Annotated in this window: 16 protein-coding genes; 11 read left to right on the top strand and 5 right to left on the bottom strand. The window is 74.7% G+C overall.

Going from position 1 to position 15,254, the window contains the following annotated elements; genetic code table 11:
* Window positions 1-189: 189 nt before the first annotated feature.
* The 4 genes from AB0H28_RS04505 (at window position 190) to AB0H28_RS04490 (ending at window position 3,361) form a co-directional block, all read left to right on the top strand.
* Window positions 190-1,092, top strand: a complete 903-nt coding sequence (locus tag AB0H28_RS04505) for a hypothetical protein (RefSeq protein ID WP_358034129.1) — start codon at window positions 190-192, stop codon at window positions 1,090-1,092.
* On the top strand, window positions 1,089-2,006 hold the full coding sequence (locus AB0H28_RS04500; protein WP_358034125.1) for a hypothetical protein: 918 nt from the start codon (window positions 1,089-1,091) through the stop codon (window positions 2,004-2,006). Before AB0H28_RS04505 ends, AB0H28_RS04500 begins: the two co-directional genes overlap by 4 nt.
* 61 nt (window positions 2,007-2,067) lie before the next feature.
* Complete coding sequence (locus tag AB0H28_RS04495) at window positions 2,068-2,898, top strand: helix-turn-helix transcriptional regulator (RefSeq protein ID WP_358034122.1); 831 nt, start codon at window positions 2,068-2,070, stop codon at window positions 2,896-2,898.
* A gap of 133 nt (window positions 2,899-3,031) precedes the next feature.
* Window positions 3,032-3,361: a hypothetical protein gene (locus AB0H28_RS04490; protein WP_358034119.1), complete on the top strand. Its 330-nt coding sequence runs from the start codon at window positions 3,032-3,034 to the stop codon at window positions 3,359-3,361.
* A 56-nt stretch (window positions 3,362-3,417) separates the two neighbouring features.
* On the opposite strand, the gene AB0H28_RS04485 is transcribed toward AB0H28_RS04490, so the two are convergent.
* Window positions 3,418-4,347 (bottom strand): LysR family transcriptional regulator, encoded by a 930-nt coding sequence (locus tag AB0H28_RS04485; protein WP_358034116.1) that lies wholly within the window; start codon window positions 4,345-4,347, stop codon window positions 3,418-3,420.
* Between the two features lie 142 nt (window positions 4,348-4,489).
* Here AB0H28_RS04485 and AB0H28_RS04480 point away from each other — a divergent pair, with 142 nt between their 5' ends.
* The 4 genes from AB0H28_RS04480 to AB0H28_RS04465 all read left to right on the top strand — a co-directional run bounded on the left by AB0H28_RS04480 (window position 4,490) and on the right by AB0H28_RS04465 (window position 7,922).
* A complete protein-coding gene (locus tag AB0H28_RS04480; protein ID WP_358034114.1) occupies window positions 4,490-5,539 on the top strand; it encodes a saccharopine dehydrogenase NADP-binding domain-containing protein in 1,050 nt (349 codons plus the stop codon).
* Window positions 5,536-5,985 carry an SRPBCC family protein gene (locus AB0H28_RS04475; RefSeq protein ID WP_358034111.1) on the top strand — a complete coding sequence of 150 codons (450 nt, stop codon included), beginning with the start codon at window positions 5,536-5,538 and terminating at the stop codon, window positions 5,983-5,985. The genes AB0H28_RS04480 and AB0H28_RS04475 overlap by 4 nt, the downstream gene beginning before the upstream one ends.
* Before the next feature lie 55 nt (window positions 5,986-6,040).
* On the top strand, window positions 6,041-6,655 hold the full coding sequence (locus AB0H28_RS04470; RefSeq protein WP_358034108.1) for a TetR family transcriptional regulator: 615 nt from the start codon (window positions 6,041-6,043) through the stop codon (window positions 6,653-6,655).
* A gap of 106 nt (window positions 6,656-6,761) precedes the next feature.
* Complete coding sequence (locus AB0H28_RS04465; protein WP_358034106.1) at window positions 6,762-7,922, top strand: SRPBCC family protein; 1,161 nt, start codon at window positions 6,762-6,764, stop codon at window positions 7,920-7,922.
* A gap of 49 nt (window positions 7,923-7,971) precedes the next feature.
* Here the strand turns inward: AB0H28_RS04465 and AB0H28_RS04460 are convergent, their stop codons facing one another.
* Window positions 7,972-8,877 (bottom strand): phytanoyl-CoA dioxygenase family protein, encoded by a 906-nt coding sequence (locus AB0H28_RS04460; protein WP_358034103.1) that lies wholly within the window; start codon window positions 8,875-8,877, stop codon window positions 7,972-7,974.
* A gap of 83 nt (window positions 8,878-8,960) precedes the next feature.
* On the opposite strand from AB0H28_RS04460, the gene AB0H28_RS04455 reads away from it, so the two are divergent.
* Window positions 8,961-9,887 carry an AraC family transcriptional regulator gene (locus AB0H28_RS04455; protein ID WP_358034100.1) on the top strand — a complete coding sequence of 309 codons (927 nt, stop codon included), beginning with the start codon at window positions 8,961-8,963 and terminating at the stop codon, window positions 9,885-9,887.
* Window positions 9,888-9,930: 43 nt separating this feature from the next.
* Here AB0H28_RS04455 and AB0H28_RS04450 read toward each other — a convergent pair whose 3' ends face one another.
* Both AB0H28_RS04450 and AB0H28_RS04445 read right to left on the bottom strand, forming a co-directional pair.
* Window positions 9,931-11,559, bottom strand: a complete 1,629-nt coding sequence (locus AB0H28_RS04450) for a glycoside hydrolase family 13 protein (protein WP_358034097.1) — start codon at window positions 11,557-11,559, stop codon at window positions 9,931-9,933.
* Between the two features lie 12 nt (window positions 11,560-11,571).
* Window positions 11,572-12,474: a phytanoyl-CoA dioxygenase family protein gene (locus tag AB0H28_RS04445; protein WP_358034095.1), complete on the bottom strand. Its 903-nt coding sequence runs from the start codon at window positions 12,472-12,474 to the stop codon at window positions 11,572-11,574.
* On the opposite strand from AB0H28_RS04445, the gene AB0H28_RS04440 reads away from it, so the two are divergent.
* Window positions 12,473-13,411, top strand: coding sequence for an AraC family transcriptional regulator (locus AB0H28_RS04440; protein WP_358034092.1), 939 nt, complete (start codon window positions 12,473-12,475; stop codon window positions 13,409-13,411). The genes AB0H28_RS04445 and AB0H28_RS04440 overlap by 2 nt on opposite strands.
* A 19-nt stretch (window positions 13,412-13,430) precedes the next feature.
* Here AB0H28_RS04440 and AB0H28_RS04435 read toward each other — a convergent pair whose 3' ends face one another.
* Window positions 13,431-14,273 (bottom strand): AraC family transcriptional regulator, encoded by an 843-nt coding sequence (locus AB0H28_RS04435; protein WP_358034089.1) that lies wholly within the window; start codon window positions 14,271-14,273, stop codon window positions 13,431-13,433.
* A 112-nt stretch (window positions 14,274-14,385) separates the two neighbouring features.
* Here AB0H28_RS04435 and AB0H28_RS04430 point away from each other — a divergent pair, with 112 nt between their 5' ends.
* A complete protein-coding gene (locus tag AB0H28_RS04430) occupies window positions 14,386-15,204 on the top strand; it encodes a phytanoyl-CoA dioxygenase family protein (protein ID WP_358034086.1) in 819 nt (272 codons plus the stop codon).
* Window positions 15,205-15,254 lie beyond the last annotated feature (50 nt).

The following is a 15,254-nucleotide window of genomic DNA, read 5'->3' as shown; positions in this document are numbered from 1 at the left end:
GACACCTGGCGACAGCGGGTCACGAGTCCGGTTTCAGTTAACCCGGCACGCGCGGCGGACGAAGGCACAACGGTGCCAGTGGCAGAGACCTGCCGGAAACCGGACCGGTCCGAAGGTTGTCGACACAGCTCGATCACGTACCGCGCACGACCCCTTGCACCGGGTGAGAGCGGCACTCATAGTTGGTGCGTGAGGGGTGACGAGGGAGCCGGACCGGCGCCCGCCTTCGACGTCTCGCCGTCCGCCGGGGTCTGGTACGAGTTCCTCCTGGGCAACGCGGTCCACCTCGACGTCGACCCGGTCGACGCGGGGCTGATCGACGCGGCGATCGGGCGGCCCCGGGACCCCGGCCGGGCGGTGGCCGCGGCCCGGATGCGCGCGGTGACCGCCGTCCACGATGCGCAGACGACGGTGCTGGCGGCGTTCGCGCGGTCGGCGCGGCCGGCGGCCGAGGAACCCGTGCTCGTCCGGCGGGTCCATCCCTCCTATGCGGTACGCGTCGCCGTCGCCGGCAGCCACCACACCCGGCGGCAGGTGCGGCTGATGGACGGCCCGCCCAGCGCGCCGCCGACCGCGGCGCGGATCCGCATGATCACCCGGCTGCCGGCCGGGCGTTTCCGCATCCTGCACCGGGGGCGCCACCCGCTTTCGGCCGCCCGGCCGTCGTCGGGCCTGGCGGCGCACGCCCGGTTCGACAGCCCTTCCCCGATCCGCTTCCTGCTCCTCGACGACCCCGATCCGACCGCCTGGCTGTGGCACGAGCCGCCGGTCGGGCCCGGCCCCGCGCGGCCGTCCACCGGGCCGGAACCCTCGCCGGACATGCTCTGCACCACCTCCGCGCCGGTCCTGCGGATGCTGCGGACACTGTTCGACAAGCGCTGGGAGGAGGCCGCCGACTCCCCGGCCCAGCGGGGCCGGACGACCGACGAGGACGTCCTGGCCGCGCTCGCCGCGCATCCGAGCGACGGTGACGCCGCCCGGGCCCTGGGTGTCTCGGTGCGCTCGTTCGCCCGGCGGGTCCACGACCTGATGCGCGCGCACGGCTGCGCGACCCGGTTCCAGCTCGCGCTGACGGTGAGCGGGCCCCGGTGACCCACTCGGTGGAGCACGCCCTGCGGGTGCTCGGCGTCTCCGGCGCGGCGGCGCGTAGCTATCCCGCACTGCTCGACCGGCACCGGATCCCGCTCGACGAGGTCGACCCGGAGCAGCGGGGCGCCCTGACGGAGCTGGTGGACGCCGGCCTGGCGGTCGAGTCCGGGGGCGTCGTCACCCCGCGCAATCCCACCGCGTCGGTGCAGGTGCTGGTCGACGAACGGCTCGCCGGCATCGACCGGGCCGCGCGACGCCTCACCGACCTCTACGAGCGGTTCGGGCGGGCCCTCGGGCCCGGCGAGCACGGCGTGGAACTGGTCGACACCGTGACGGCGTCGACCCGCCTGCGTGCCGCCGTCCGCCGCGCCGGCCGGCACGTCCGGGTCCTCGACAACGAGCCCTTCGTGGACCTCGAACCGGTCCCCGTGCCGATCTCCGTGGTGCACACCGCCCAGTCGTTCGGTCGGCGGTACCGGGCGTTCGCGCCGTGGCAGGCCGGCGACGCGCACGACGGCCGGGCCGGTCGGTTCGAGGGCCGGCTGTTGGACACGCTGCCGGTCCGGCTGCATCTGGTGGACGACGAGACGGGCTTCGTGGCCGGCCCGGCGGGGGCGTTCGTCGTCACCGGGCGCACCCCGGTGCTGGACGCCCTGGCGAACGTGTTCCTGGTCTGTTGGAGCCTGGCCGCGCCGGTGTCGGCGAACGCGCCGGAGGATCCGCGGGCCCCGCTGCGCGCCACCGACCGGCGGTTGCTGCTGATGCTCAACGGCGGCCTGTCCGACGACGCGATCTGCGACGCGCTCGGCATGGGCCGGCGGACGCTGTACCGACGCCTCGGTGTGTTGCGGGCGAAGACCGGCGCCCGCAACCGCTTCCAACTGGCCACCCGGGCGGTGCGCGAGGGGTGGATCTGATGTCGCCGCGGGCCTCCCCGCCGGGGCCGGGGCACGACCCGTCCCGCCGGACGAGCCACCGGTGACCGTGACCGCCGGCCGGGACGCGCCGGAGCCGCCCGCCGTCGACGCGACGGCGCCCGAACCGGCGCGACACCAAGGGGCGGTCGCCGCGGTGCGTCTGGCGCACCTGCGGGCCGCCGACGCGGTCACCGTGGCGGGCCGCACGATACTCGACGCCTTCGCCGCCAGCGAGGAGCGGGATCGGCAACCCACCACACCGGTCACGCCGACCGAGATGCTCGGCATGCTCTCCTCCGGCAGAGGCCACCATCTGCGGGTGCTGGAGGCCACCCCCGACGACCCGACGTGGGGCGACCACCGGCTCGCGATGAAGCTGGACCTGCTGGCCGGCGGCGCCCGGGTCGACGCCCTCTACGCCGGCACGGCGCTCGACGACCAGCGGCTGCGCGCCGAGATCCGACCCTTGCGCGCCGCCGGCGCACGGGTCCGTACGCTGCCCACGCTGCCGGCCACGGTGCTGATCTCCGACGAGGTCGCCTTCCTGGTCCACCCGGACGACCACTGTGGCGGCGAACCGACGCGCCGGGTGCAGGCCCTGTGGCCGGGGCCGCTGCACTCCGCCGTCGACGACCTCTTCCAGGCGCTCTGGCGCAGCTCCGCCGTCGTGCTCGATCCGCACCTCGGGCCGGAGGAGCCGGCCCCGGAGACCGTCCTGCTGCTGCGCCTGCTCGCCGAGGGGATGTCCGACCGGAAGGTGGCGGCACGGCTGGGCATCTCGCCGCGTACCCTGCACCGGCGCCTGCACCGGCTCATGGCGGTGACCGGCACCACCACCCGGTTCCAGCTCGGTCTCCAGGTGGCCCGCCTCGGGTGGCTCACCACCGCCTGACCGCCCGGCGACGGTCGGGCCGACCGATCGCGAACAGTGGGATCGTACTGTTCGCCAATCCCGGCCGCCGATCATCCGAGCGACGACTACCGTCGATGGCAGGAACGGTTCGGCCGATCCGGGGAGGGATCGCATGGATCTGGTCTTGTCACAACGCGTCGGCCACCCGGGCGGCGTCTCGCCGCACCCGGTGTCGCCCCGACGCGCGCCGGTGCCCGAGCACCTGGTGCCGGTGCTGGCCCAGCTGCTGACCGGCGCCCCCGACACCGCGGCGTGCCGCAGGCTGAACATGTCCCCGCGCACGTTCAGCCGTCGGGTCGCGGAGCTGCTGGATCACATCGGTGTGGAGAGCCGCTTCCAGGCCGGGGTCGAGGCGGTGCGCCGCGGCTGGGTCTCACAGGTCCTCGACCATCCGCAGCGGACGACCGCGCCCGGCGTGCGGCGCACGCCGACCCTGCGTTGAGGGCCGGGCACGCCGTCGGCGGCGGCGCGCGGACCCGCGTCGGTGCGGTCTCAGCCCTATGGGATGACGGCGTCCGGAGAGCTGTCCCGATCTCTCGAGGTGGCGGCACGACCGTCCCGGACGGCCCGGCGCAGAGTCGCGTCGAGGGCGGCGGGCAGGTCCCGCCGCCAGGCGAGCGCCAGGGTCGCGGCCGGCACACCGCGTAGCGGCACGAAGGCCACACCGGGCAGCGCGGCGGTGCGGGCCAGCAGCGCGGGCACGACGGCGCAGCCGCCCCCGGCGGCGACCGTCCGCAGCAGGGCGGCGACATCGGCGGCCGGTGCCGCGCGGCTCACCGGCGCGTGCGGCAGCAGACGCCAGGTGCGGACGAACACGGGGTCGACCCCGTCCGGCAGGGCCACCTGGGACTCGCGAGCCAGGTCGTCGACGCCGAGGTCACGCCGGTCGGCCAGCGGATGGCCGGCCGCGACGGCCAACAGCCGGGGGTACGCACGCAGGGGTTCCACGTGCAGGCCGGCGGTCGCCGCGCGCGTGTAGGGCGGCCAGAGGTAGCCGGCCTGGGCCACGCCCCGGCGAACGGTCGACACGTGGTCGACGAACGGCACCGCGGTGAGGCTCACGCGCGCCGCCGGCAGTTCCCGGTCGAGCGACACCACAAGGCCGGCCTTGAGTTCGTCGATCCCGGCGGCGAGGGTGGTGATCGTCAGCCGTTGCGGGTCGGCCGACCCGGCCGCCCGCCGGGTGTCCCGCACGGCCCGCTCGGTAAGCGCCAGCATCGTACGCGCGTGCCGGAGGAACTCCCGACCGGCCTGGGTGAGTTCGACCTGACGCCGGCGGCGGGAGAACAGCTCGACGCCGAGGTCGTTCTCCAGGGCACGGATGCGGGCGGACACCGACGGCTGAGCCAGGCCGAGCTCCTCGGCAGCCACGGTGAAGCTCATCCGATCGGCCGCGGCGACGAACGCGGTCACCCGGTCCAGGTCCACCCCATGACTGTAACGATTCGGCACCCCGCCGTCCGCTCACCGTCGACCACCCCACCGTCGAGCAGCTCACATAGGAGACTCGTACCGGTCCGCGGCAGCCGTCTCTTGGACGTGGACGCCGTGGTTGGTCCACCGTCGGGGCATGCCCTATCCCGTCATCTACGGCGCCACCGGTTACGTCGGCCGGCTCGTCGCGCGACTCGCGGTGGAGCGTGGGCTCCGCCCGACGCTGGCCGGCCGCCACGCCGGGCGACTGGCCGCACTCGACCTGGACGCGCCGAGGTGCGTCGCGGAGCTGGACGATCCGGCCGTCCTGGACCGCCTGCTGGCCGATGCGGACGTGTTGCTCAACGCCGCCGGTCCGTTCGGGCGGACCCAGCGTCCGCTGTTGGACGCCTGTGTCCGCACGCGGACGCACTACCTGGATCTCAGCGGTGAGGTGGACGAGTTCCTGACCGTGCGCCGGCGGCAGGGCGAGCTGGAGCGGGCCGGCATCATGGCGATGCCCGGTGTCGGCTTCGGTGTGGCGCCGAGCGACGCGATGGCGGTGCACCTCGCCGGGCGCCTGCCCTCCGCCCGCCGGCTGGAGTTGTCGTTCGTGACCTCCGGGCAGGTGTCCCGGGGCACGCTCGGCACGCTGCTGGACGGGCTGGCCACGCCCGGGCGCCAACGGGTCGGCGGCCGTCTGGTGCCGGCCCGGGCCGCCGCCGAACGTCGGAAGATCACGTACGGCGGCGTCACCACCCTGGTCGTCACGAACCCGTGGCGGGCCGACGTCGTCTCCGCCGGACAGTCCACCGACGTGCCGGACGTGGCGACGTTCTTCGCCGTGCCGGCACCCGTGCGGCTGGCCATGGGCGTCGCCCCCGCCGCTGCGCGGCTCGTCCCCGCCGGCCCGGCGCGGCGCCTGCGGGCCGCGCTCCTGCGCCGGGTGCCCGAAGGTCCGAGCCCCGCCCAGCTCGACGCCGGAAGCAGTCTGGTGCACGGAGTCGCCGTCGACGACGCGGGGACGGTGGCCGAGTCCGTGCTGCTCGGGCCGGACCCGTACCGCTACAGCGCGCACACCGCCGTGGAGCTGCTGGCGCGCACCGCGGCCGGTGACGCCGTTCCCGGTTACCGCACACCGGCCGAGGTGCACGGCCCGGCGGTGGCGCTCACCACCCCCGGCACGGCGCTGCGGGATCTGCGGTGAGCGCGCCGCTGTGGCCGGCCGGTCTCGAACCGCACCGGGCGTCGGTCTCGGTGCGCAACGAGGCCCGGGTGGCGCTCGCGCCGGAGGCGGTCTGGGAGCGCCTCGTCGACGCCACCGCGTGGCCGTCCTGGTATGCCAACGCGCAGCGCGTCGTCCTGGACGGGCAGGCGCGGCTCGGTCCCGGCGTGCGGTTCCGCTGGACGACGCTGCACGTGCGGGTCACGTGTGTGGTGGACCGCTGGGAACCTCATCGGGTGCTCGGCTGGACCGGTCACGCCCTGGGCTCGTCGGGGCACCACCGGTGGATTCTCACAGCCGTGCCGGGCGGCACGCGGGTGGTCACCGAGGAGACCCAGACCGGGCTGTTGCCTCGGCTGAGCAGCCGATGGCTGAGCCGGTCACTGCGGCACTGGCACCAGCGGTGGATCGAGGGAATCGCGCCGTGACGCCGGCCCGCCGCCGGGCGACCGCACCCGGGGGCGGCTGGGATAGCGTGGCCGGATGACCTCTCAGGCTGCGCAGGCACGGGGCCTGGAGACCCGGCAGCGGGTGGTCCGGGCGGCGATGGCGGAGTTCGCCCGGCACGGCGTGGACGGGGCTCGGATCAACCGGATCGCCGTGCAGGCCAGAGCCAGCAAGGAACGCATCTACGCGTGGTTCGGCGACAAGGACGCGCTCTTCGACGAGGTGATGCAGGTCGGCCTGGAAGAGCTGTCCCGGGTCGTGCCGATCACCACCGACCTGGTCGACTACGCGGTGCGCCTGCACGACACCTTCGCCGCCCGCCCCGATCTGCAACGGATCGCGGTGTGGGCGTGGCTGCACGAGCACGGACGGGCGGCCCGGTTGCCGGATCGGCGCCTGACCGGATACCGCCACAAGATCGAGGTGGTACGTCGGGCGCAGGAGTCCGGCCGGGCCGACCCGGGGTGGCCGCCGCACCACCTCCTCGCGGCGCTGATCGCGGTGTCCACCTCCTGGCTGATGGCCCCCGCCGACCTGCACCAGGTCGCCGCGGACGAGGACGGCCCGGCGGTGGATCACCGGGCGGAGGTCCGGCGGGCCGCCGAGCGCCTGGTCCGTCCCGGGCCGGTCGCCCGGGAGCCGGCGGGCTGAGCGGCGTCTCGGGCGCCGCCAAACCGAACCGCACGGTTTGTTTTCGGCGTGCGGGGATGGTAGACCTGAGGACCGAACCGCCTGGTTCGGATCTGGGGGTGCGACGATGCGTACGGTGCTGATGGTCGTGTCGGCCGCCGACCACTGGACGCTGCGCGACGGCACGCGACATCCCACCGGCTTCTGGGCCGAGGAGGTCGTCGAGCCGCACCGGCTCTTCACCGAGGCCGGCTGGCAGGTCACCGTGGCGACCCCGGGCGGCGTCGCACCCACCGTCGACCGGCTGAGTCTCGGCCCGCTCGCCGGCAGCCCGTGGCGCACCCGACGCCACCGCCGGTACCTGGCGGCGCACGCCGACACGTTCGCCCACCCCCGCGTCCTGGCCGAGATGGACCCCGACGACTTCGACGTGGTCTTCTATCCCGGCGGGCACGGCCCGATGGAGGATCTCGCCGCGGACCCCGTCTCCGGCGCCCTGCTCACCCGCCGGCTCCGCTCCGCCCGACCACTGGCGTTGCTCTGCCACGCCCCCGCGGCGCTGCTGGCCGCGGCGGACGAGGACGGCTCATGGCCGTTCGCCGGCTACACCCTGACCGCCCTGTCCAACCGGGAGGAACTGCTCAACCGGTTCGCCCGCAAGGCGCCGTGGCTCCTGGAGGACCGGCTCGTCGAGCGCGGCGCCCGCTACGTCAGGGGCCGGCTCCCGCTCCGGCCCCACGTCACGGTGGACCGCAGTCTCTACACCGGGCAGAATCCCGCGTCGTCGGTGCGGCTGGCCCGCCGGCTGATCGCCGACCTCACCGAGCACCCCGCGCTCGCGGTCACCGTCACCCACACCGTCCCCGCCGCCCCCGAGCGCGTCTACGCTCTGATCAGCGACATCACCAGGATGGGCGAGTGGAGTCCGGAGACCTACGCCGCCAGGTGGATCGAGCACGGCCGACGGTTCACCGGACGCAACCGGATCGGCCGGCTCTACCGGTGGCGCATGGGCGCCACCGTCACCGAGGCCACGCCGGGGCGGGCGTTCGCCTTCACCACCGACTGGCCGTCCTCGTCGTCGTGGCGCTACCAGCTTGAGGAGGTCGACGGCGGCACCCGGATCACCGAGTCGATGACCCGGACGACACCGCAGATGGCGATCGTCCGCAGGATCCAGGACGCCGTCGGCGTACCCGACCGGGCCGCCCACCTCCGTGCGGGCATGACCACCACCCTGCACCGGATCGACGCCGCCCTGCGCCAGGACACGGCCGACCCGCGCTGACCGCCGGGGTGGCACGTCCGCCGTCTGGAGACGCGCGTCGGGCTCGGGGTCAGCGCTTGCAGCCACCCTGCCGGTCGGGTCGCACCTGCGGCACCGAGATCTCCTGGTAGCCCCGGTACGCGTAGGGATCGGTGCCGGCGACCTGCACGACGTCCCGGAAGTCGGTCTTTCCCATGTAGACCTCGGGCTGGTGGAACCAGGGCAGCAGCGACTGCGCGCTCATGTAGTGGTGCACCAGGGCGCGTCGCATCCGCGTGCTGGTGTTGGGCAGGGACTTGTGCAGCAGGTAGCCGTTGAAGAGCACCACGTCGCCCGCGTCGACCTCCAGCGGCACCGCGTCGTCCTGCGTGTAGGGGAAGTCGTAGGCCTCCCAGGTGCAGTCGTAGTTGGGGTCGTCGTGCTCCCGCTCCGGGTAGAGCACCCCCGGACGGTGCGAGCCGGGCAGCGCCCAGAGGCAGCCGTTGTCGACGCGCGCGTCGTCCAGCGCGATCCAGGCCGCGGTGAGCGAACGGTCCCGGGTCGGGATGAACAGTTCGTCCTGGTGCCATGCCTGCCCCGGCTTGCCCTCGGCCTTGAGGAAGAGCATCGACTGCATCGCCTTCACGTCGGGGCCGATGATCTGGGTCAGCGCGTCGACGATCCGGGGATGCCGCAGCGCCTCCGCCATCAGCCCGGAGAGCTTGTGCGGGAAGTGCACGCACAGGTACCGGCGCAGCACCTCGGCGTCGGAGTCGCCGGTGGCCGACGACAGGGCCGCCGGCGGCGCGGCGCTGCCGTCGGGGGCGGTGCCGTCTCCCACCTGGTGGTGGAAGTCCAACCGGCACAGGCGCAGTGCCTCGGCGTTGATCGCGTCGACCTCGGCCCGGCTCAGCGCACCCCGCAGCACGGTGAAGCCGTCGCGCAGATACTCGTCGAGTCGCAGCGGGGTGTCCGTGGCCGTTACCGTCGCACTCATCGATAGCCTCTCTTCCGTTTGTTTATTCATGTCAGTCTGCTGGTCGGAAAAGACCTCTGGCCATGTCGGATTAGACTTGAGACATGTCTGATCGTGATGTGGCCACCGGTGCGCCCCCGTCTGGCGACCGAGACCTCGGGTGGGATCCGCCCGTGGTGCTGCGACGCGATCCGGCGCTTCTGGCCGTCTCGCCGGCGGGCGCCACCATCGCCGAACGGGTGCTCGACGACCACGAGCTTCTCGTGGTGCTGGCCGGCGACGGCACCTGGACTTCCGACGACGTGCCGGCCGACCTGGGGCCCGGGACCGTGCTGCTGGCGCCCGCCGGCAGCCGGGACGCCTACCGGTGGCATCCGCGCCTGCCCACCCGCCACGCGTACCTGCACTTCTCGGTGGCCGATGGGCTGACCCTGCCGCGGCTGGCGCGGCCCGGGTCGACCACCGGGATCACCGCCCGCCTGTTCCGTTACCTGGTCTGGCTCGACGCCCGGACCGATCCGGCCGCGGCACCGCTCGCCGACGCCACCTTCGACCTGTTGCTCCGGGCCGCGCTGACCGGGCTGACGCCCGACGCCGTGCGGCCGGGCGACATCCCGGTGCCCCTGTGGCAGGCGGTGCGCCACGTGCGGCAACGCTGGGCCGACGGGGTGTTGCGACCGGTGAGCCAGGCCGAGCTGGCGCAGGCCGCCGGGATCTCGGTCGGCGCGTTCAGCCGGCTGTTCCGGCAGCATCTCGGCCTGCCACCGGCTCGCGCCGTCGAGGGGGTCCGGTTGGCCCGGGCCGCCGCGCTGGTGCGCTCCGCCGGCCAGCCGCTCGCCGTGGTGGCGGCCGGCTGCGGCTTCGCCGACGCCTACCATCTCTCGCACCGGTTCCGGGCCGCCTACGGTGTCACCCCCAGCCGGGTACGGTCCGGTCACCCGGTGCGGGTGCCGCCGGACGTCCGCCGGTTGCAGGAGCTGCTGCTCGGTGTGGACCAGGACGGGGAGGCCCCGGACCTGCTCGCGGGGTGAGCGCCGGCGCGGGCCGCACGGCGTCCGGTCCGCTGCCGCCGGATCAGCCGGGGCCGCCGAGCAGCCACCAGGAGGTCACGTCGGTGGTCGTCGCACCACCGGCCAGCGGGGCGCTGGCCAGCAGCGGACGGCCACCGGCAGGGGCCGGCACCGGATCGGGCCCGAGATTGGTCACGCAGAGCGCACGGCCCCGGCGCAGCACGAGCGCGTCGCCGCCGTCGTCGAGCTCGGCCAGCTCGTCGGCGCCGGTCAGGTGCGCGGCCCGCAGCCGCAGGCCGCTGCGGTAGAGGCGCAGGGTGGAGGTCGGGTCGTTCCGCTGCCGGTCGACGGCCAGTTCGGCCCAGTCGGCCGGCAGCGGCAACCAGGGCGTCGCGTCCGCCGGGGCAAAGCCGAGGCCGGCCGCCTCCGGGCGCCACGGCATCGGCACCCGGCAGCCGTCCCGGCCCGGACGGGCGCCCCCGGAGCGGAACCAGGCCGGGTCCTGTCGCACCTCGTCGGGCAGGTCGAGCACCTCTGGCAGGCCGAGCTCCTCGCCCTGATAGAGGTAGACCGAGCCGGGCAGGAAGAGCATCAGCAGGGCGGCGGCGCGCGCCCGCCGCAGGCCGGTGGGTCCGTCGCCGTAGCGGGTGACGGGCCGGACGACGTCGTGGTTGCCGAGCACCCAGCTCGCCGGCGCGCCCGCCCGCCGGACCGCGTCCAAGGAGTCCCGCACCGCGATGCGCAGCGCGCCGGCGTCCCACGGGGCCTGCAGGAAGTGGAAGTTGAAGGCCTGGTGCAGCTCGTCGGGTCGGACGTAGCGGGCCAGTGCCTCCGGCTCGGTCACCCACGCCTCGCCGATCGCCATCCGGTCCCCCGGGTAGGCGTCCAGGATCCGCCGCCACCGCCGGTAGATCTCGTGCACGCCGGGCTGGTCCCACTCGTGGCCCTCGGGCCGGTAGACCCCGGGCGGCGGGGCCGGCCGGGGCGGGTTGTCCGGCAGCCCGTCCCGCTTGACCAGGCCGTGCGCGACGTCGATGCGGAATCCGTCCACCCCCCGGTCGAGCCAGAAGCGCAGGATGTCGTCGAACTCGTCGGCCACCTCCGGGGAGGACCAGTCGAAGTCCGGCTGTTCCGGGGCGAACAAGTGCAGGTACCACTCCCCCGGACGGCCGTCCGGGCCGACGGTGCGGGTCCAGGCCGGGCCGCCGAAGTCGCTCTGCCAGTTGTTCGGGGGCAGTTCGCCGTCCGGGCCCCGACCGGGCCGGAAGACGAAGCGGCGGCGGGCTGCCGAGCCGGGCGGCGCGGCGAGCGCCTCGACGAACCAGGGATGTGCGGTGGAGCAGTGGTTCGGCACCACGTCGACCATCACCCGCAGCCCCAGCCGGTGCGCCCGCTCCACGAAGGCGTCGAAGTCCGCGAGGTCGCCGAAGAGCGGGTCGACGTCGCGGTGGTCGGCGACGTCGTAGCCGCCGTCGGCCATCGGGGACGGGTAGAACGGGGTGAGCCAGACCGCGTCCACGCCGAGCGACGCCAGGTGGGGCAGGTGCGCCGCGGCACCGGGCAGGTCGCCGACGCCGTCACCGGTGCCGTCGGCGAAACTGCGGACGTAGACCTGATAGCAGACGGCGTCCCGCCACCAGGGGCGGGACGCCGTCTGCTCGGCGGCGGCACCGGCAGACTGCTGGGAAATCATTTATAAAAGATACTAGGATGCCGCCTCATGGGGAACCCCCACCGGCGGACGGGCCGGCCAGAGCATCGGCGAGATCCGCGAGTCGGCGTAGTCCGGATGTCCGTCGACGGAGCGGACCAGCTCGTCGTTGCGGTGGAACGCCGGCGCACCGGCCGGATCGGTCGCCGGCACCCAGTGGTTGTCGGCAGGCTGGAGATGGATCGCCATCGACCGGCGCGGCCGATCGGCCAGGTTCGGCCCGCTGCCGTGCACGGTGCCGCAGTGGTGAAACGTCACGTCCCCGCGCCGCAGCACTGGCACCACCTTGCGGGCCGCCGCGCCGGCCGGGCGGAAGGACGCCTCCTGCGCGGTGAGGTCCCCGGCGAAGAAGTCCAGCCCCCGCTGCGGCGGCCAGCGATGGCTGCCGGCCACGAACGAGACCCCGCCGACACTCTCGTCGCAGTCGTGGAACGGCACCCAACAGGTGAGCATCTCCGTGCTGGAGCAGGAGAGCCAGTACTGCCGGTCGGTGTGCCAGCCCACGTTGCCGCGCGCGTCGTCCAGCCCCGCCGGCTTGTAGAGCAACTGGTCGTGCCAGAGCCGGATGCCCGCCGCGCCGGCCAGCGCGGCGGCGTACGCGCCGATGGCGGGGAACTCCACCAGGTGCGCCAGCTCGACGACCATCCGCGAGGTGTAGTCGTTCTTGCGCAGACCACCGCCGTGCGCGGGCGTCCAGTCGTAGTCGTCGTGGCGGGTGCGGCCCGGGAAGGGCGCGTCCAGGTCACCGGCGTAGAAGCGGGCCATGCCGCGTTCGGCGGCGTCCAGCACGCCCGGCGGGATCAGGCCACGCACCACCAGGAAACCGTCCCGGCGGTAGGCGGCGATGTCGTCGGGCGTGGGCAACACCGGCACGTCGACCGGGAAGGGATTCGTCATGGCTGAGACGCTAGGTCGGCAGCAGCCGGCGCAGGAGGCGGATCGTCCGGGGTCGGCGGCGGATCCGACGCCCGGCTGGCGACTCTGGCTGCCGCCCGGCGTGGAGTCCGGCGTGCACGCCGAGACCCCCGGCGACCCGAGCGGGCTGCTGCACGTCGGCGAGAACTGGGCCGTCCCCCGGCACCGGGTCGTGGAGCACCGGCACCCGGGCTGGGAGTTTTACCTGCAACTGCACGGGGGCTCGTCCTGGCGCTTCGCCGGACGGCACCTGCGGCTGGCCCCCGGCTGGCTGGTCGCCGTGCCGCCGGGGCTGCCGCACCGCACCGTGCCACGCCCCGAGGGCGGCGTCCGGCAGCATTTCGCGTATGCGGCGGTGGACCTGCGGGTGCTCCGCGCCCGCCGCCCGGAACTCGCCGCCGCCTGGACCGGCGCCGGGGTGCGGGTCTGCGCCGACGCCCGCGCCGCGGCGCCCGCGCTGCGCGCGGTGGTCCGGGAGGTGGTGGGGGATCTCCCGTTCGGGGCGGTGGCCCGCGCCGCCGCCGTCGAACTGCTGGTGGTCGAGGTGACCCGGCTGCTGGGTCCCCGGGCCACGGCACGCCGCCGACTGCCAGGTCATCCCGCGGTCGCCCACGCCCGGCGGCTGCTCGACGAGCAGTACGCCGCCGCCTGGCGACTCGCCGACCTCGCGGCGGCGTGCGCACTGTCGCGGACCCGGCTGGCCGAGCTGTTCGTCGCGGAGGTCGGGCAACCGCCGTACGCGTACCTGCTGGAGCGCCGGGTGGAACGGGCGGCGGAACTGCTCGCCACCACCGGTGCGAGCGTGGCCCGGATCGCCGCCGAGGTGGGCTTCTCCTCGCACACCCAGCTCGCCCGCGCGTTCCGCCGGCGCCACGGCTGCCCGCCCACCCGGTGGCGCCACGACGCGGCCCGCCGCTGACCGCGCACCCGGGCACGACTCAGCCGAGCGTACGGCGGAACTCGCCCGCGGTCAGGCCGGTGAGCCGCCGGAACTGCTTGGCCAGGTGGTGCTCGTCGGTGAAGCCGAGGCTCGCGGCGATGTCCCGGTTGGTCAGCGAGGTGCGGCGCAGCAGCTCCCCGGCCGCCTCGACCCGCCGTCGCTGGCGGTACCGGGCCGGTGGCTCCCCGGTCGCGGCCTGGAAGCGCTTGCGCCACGTCTCGTAGGACATGCCCACCGCGAGCGCCACCGCGCGCAGGTCCAGCGGGCCGCCCAGGTCGTCGCCGAGGCGTACCCGGGACTCGACCAGCCAGCCCGGGGGGCCTGCCGGAGCGCCGTCGTGCTCGGGGACGGCATCCCGGGCGGCGATCTCGACCAGCAGCCGCAGCACCTCGCAGACCTCGTCGTCCGCGCCGGCCGGGCCGCGCGGCGGGCGGACGGTGCGAAAGCGGTCCAGCCGGTCCCGCCAGTGCTCGACCGGGGTCAACCGGCGGACCGGGCGGACCGGATCGACAAGGCCCTGCCGCGCGGCCAGGTCGAAGGCCGGACCGGAGAAGACCAGGTGCACCTCGTTCCAGGTGCCGGCGCCGGTGACGCCGTACCAGTGGGCGTGCCCGGGCAACACGTGCACCAGGTGCCCGGGACCGAGCGGCAAATCGTGGCGGGCGTCGCGGTAGCGCCCGTGCCCGCCCCAGACGTACATCAGGGCGTGGCTGTGGAACCGGCGCGGCGGCCCGGTCGGCACCCCGCGCCCGCCCTGCACCCGGCCCACGGAGTGCACCCGGCCGAGCCGCCCGGGCGGTCCGGTCCGGTAGGCCACCAGGGCCGGCGGGGTTGTGCTCACCCACGCGATTCAACCAGCCGATACCCGAAAGGCCAACGGATACCCCGGGCCCGGCACTGCTCGCACCTACCGTCGGCACGGTCCAGATCCCAACCGGTACCAGGAGGGCCGCATGACGACCACCGCGCAGACGCCCGCGCTCGATGCCCCGCACCCGCTCGACGACGCCCTGGTCGACACCTACCGCGCCGAGGGTCACGTGGTGGTGCCCGGGCTGGCCACCGCGGCGGAGGTCACCGCCTACCGACCGGTGATCTCCGCGGCCACCATGCGGTACACCACGGAGAAGCGGGCGCTCGCCGACCGGGACACCTACGGGCGGGCTTTCCTCCAGGTCACCAACCTGTGGCGGCGTGACCCCGAGGTGGCCCGGTTCGTGCTGGCCCGGCGGTTCGCCGGGGTGGCCGCCCGGCTGCTCGGGGTCGAGCGGGTGCGGCTCTATCACGACCAGGCGCTCTACAAGGAGGCCGGCGGCGGCCGGACGCCCTGGCACCAGGACTCGCTCTACTGGCCCTTCGACACCGACCTGACCGTGACCATGTGGATGCCGCTCGTCGACGTCACGCCGGAGACGGGTGGGTTGGAGTTCGCCGACGGGTCGCACACCTCCCGGGCGCTGAGTGACGTGGCCATCTCCGACGCCGCCGACGAGCACTTCGATCGGGTGATCGCCGCACGCGGGTTCCGGGTCACCGGGACCGGACCGATGGTCGCCGGGGACGCCAGTTTCCACGCCGGCTGGACGGTGCACCGCGCGCTGCCCAACCGGGGCGCGGCGGTCCGCGAGGTGATGACGGTGATCTGGGTGGCCGACGGCGTGCCGGTGGCCGAGCCACGCAACGCCCACCAGGCCGCCGACCTGGCCTGCTGGCTGCCGGGGCACACGCCCGGCGACCCGGTCGACGGCGAGTTCAACCCGCTGCTGCCCTGAGCCGGTCGGCCCAGGGGCCGGCCCGCGGGCCGGCCCCTGGGCCCGGGGCG

Source organism: Micromonospora sp. NPDC050980, assembly GCF_040653835.1.
GTDB lineage: Bacteria > Actinomycetota > Actinomycetes > Mycobacteriales > Micromonosporaceae > Micromonospora.
This window is presented reverse-complemented; position numbering and strand designations above follow the sequence as displayed.

What these genes read in the sequence shown, in the direction of transcription:
- AB0H28_RS04430 (WP_358034086.1), top strand. Translation starts at nt 14,386, where the DNA reads ATGACGACCACCGCGCAGACGCCCGCGCTCGATGCCCCGCACCCGCTC.
- AB0H28_RS04450 (WP_358034097.1), bottom strand. Translation starts at nt 11,559, where the DNA reads ATGATTTCCCAGCAGTCTGCCGGTGCCGCCGCCGAGCAGACGGCGTCC.
- AB0H28_RS04490 (WP_358034119.1), top strand. Translation starts at nt 3,032, where the DNA reads ATGGATCTGGTCTTGTCACAACGCGTCGGCCACCCGGGCGGCGTCTCG.
- AB0H28_RS04460 (WP_358034103.1), bottom strand. Translation starts at nt 8,877, where the DNA reads ATGAGTGCGACGGTAACGGCCACGGACACCCCGCTGCGACTCGACGAG.
- AB0H28_RS04440 (WP_358034092.1), top strand. Translation starts at nt 12,473, where the DNA reads ATGGCTGAGACGCTAGGTCGGCAGCAGCCGGCGCAGGAGGCGGATCGT.
- AB0H28_RS04480 (WP_358034114.1), top strand. Translation starts at nt 4,490, where the DNA reads ATGCCCTATCCCGTCATCTACGGCGCCACCGGTTACGTCGGCCGGCTC.
- AB0H28_RS04445 (WP_358034095.1), bottom strand. Translation starts at nt 12,474, where the DNA reads ATGACGAATCCCTTCCCGGTCGACGTGCCGGTGTTGCCCACGCCCGAC.
- AB0H28_RS04470 (WP_358034108.1), top strand. Translation starts at nt 6,041, where the DNA reads ATGACCTCTCAGGCTGCGCAGGCACGGGGCCTGGAGACCCGGCAGCGG.
- AB0H28_RS04455 (WP_358034100.1), top strand. Translation starts at nt 8,961, where the DNA reads ATGTCTGATCGTGATGTGGCCACCGGTGCGCCCCCGTCTGGCGACCGA.
- AB0H28_RS04465 (WP_358034106.1), top strand. Translation starts at nt 6,762, where the DNA reads ATGCGTACGGTGCTGATGGTCGTGTCGGCCGCCGACCACTGGACGCTG.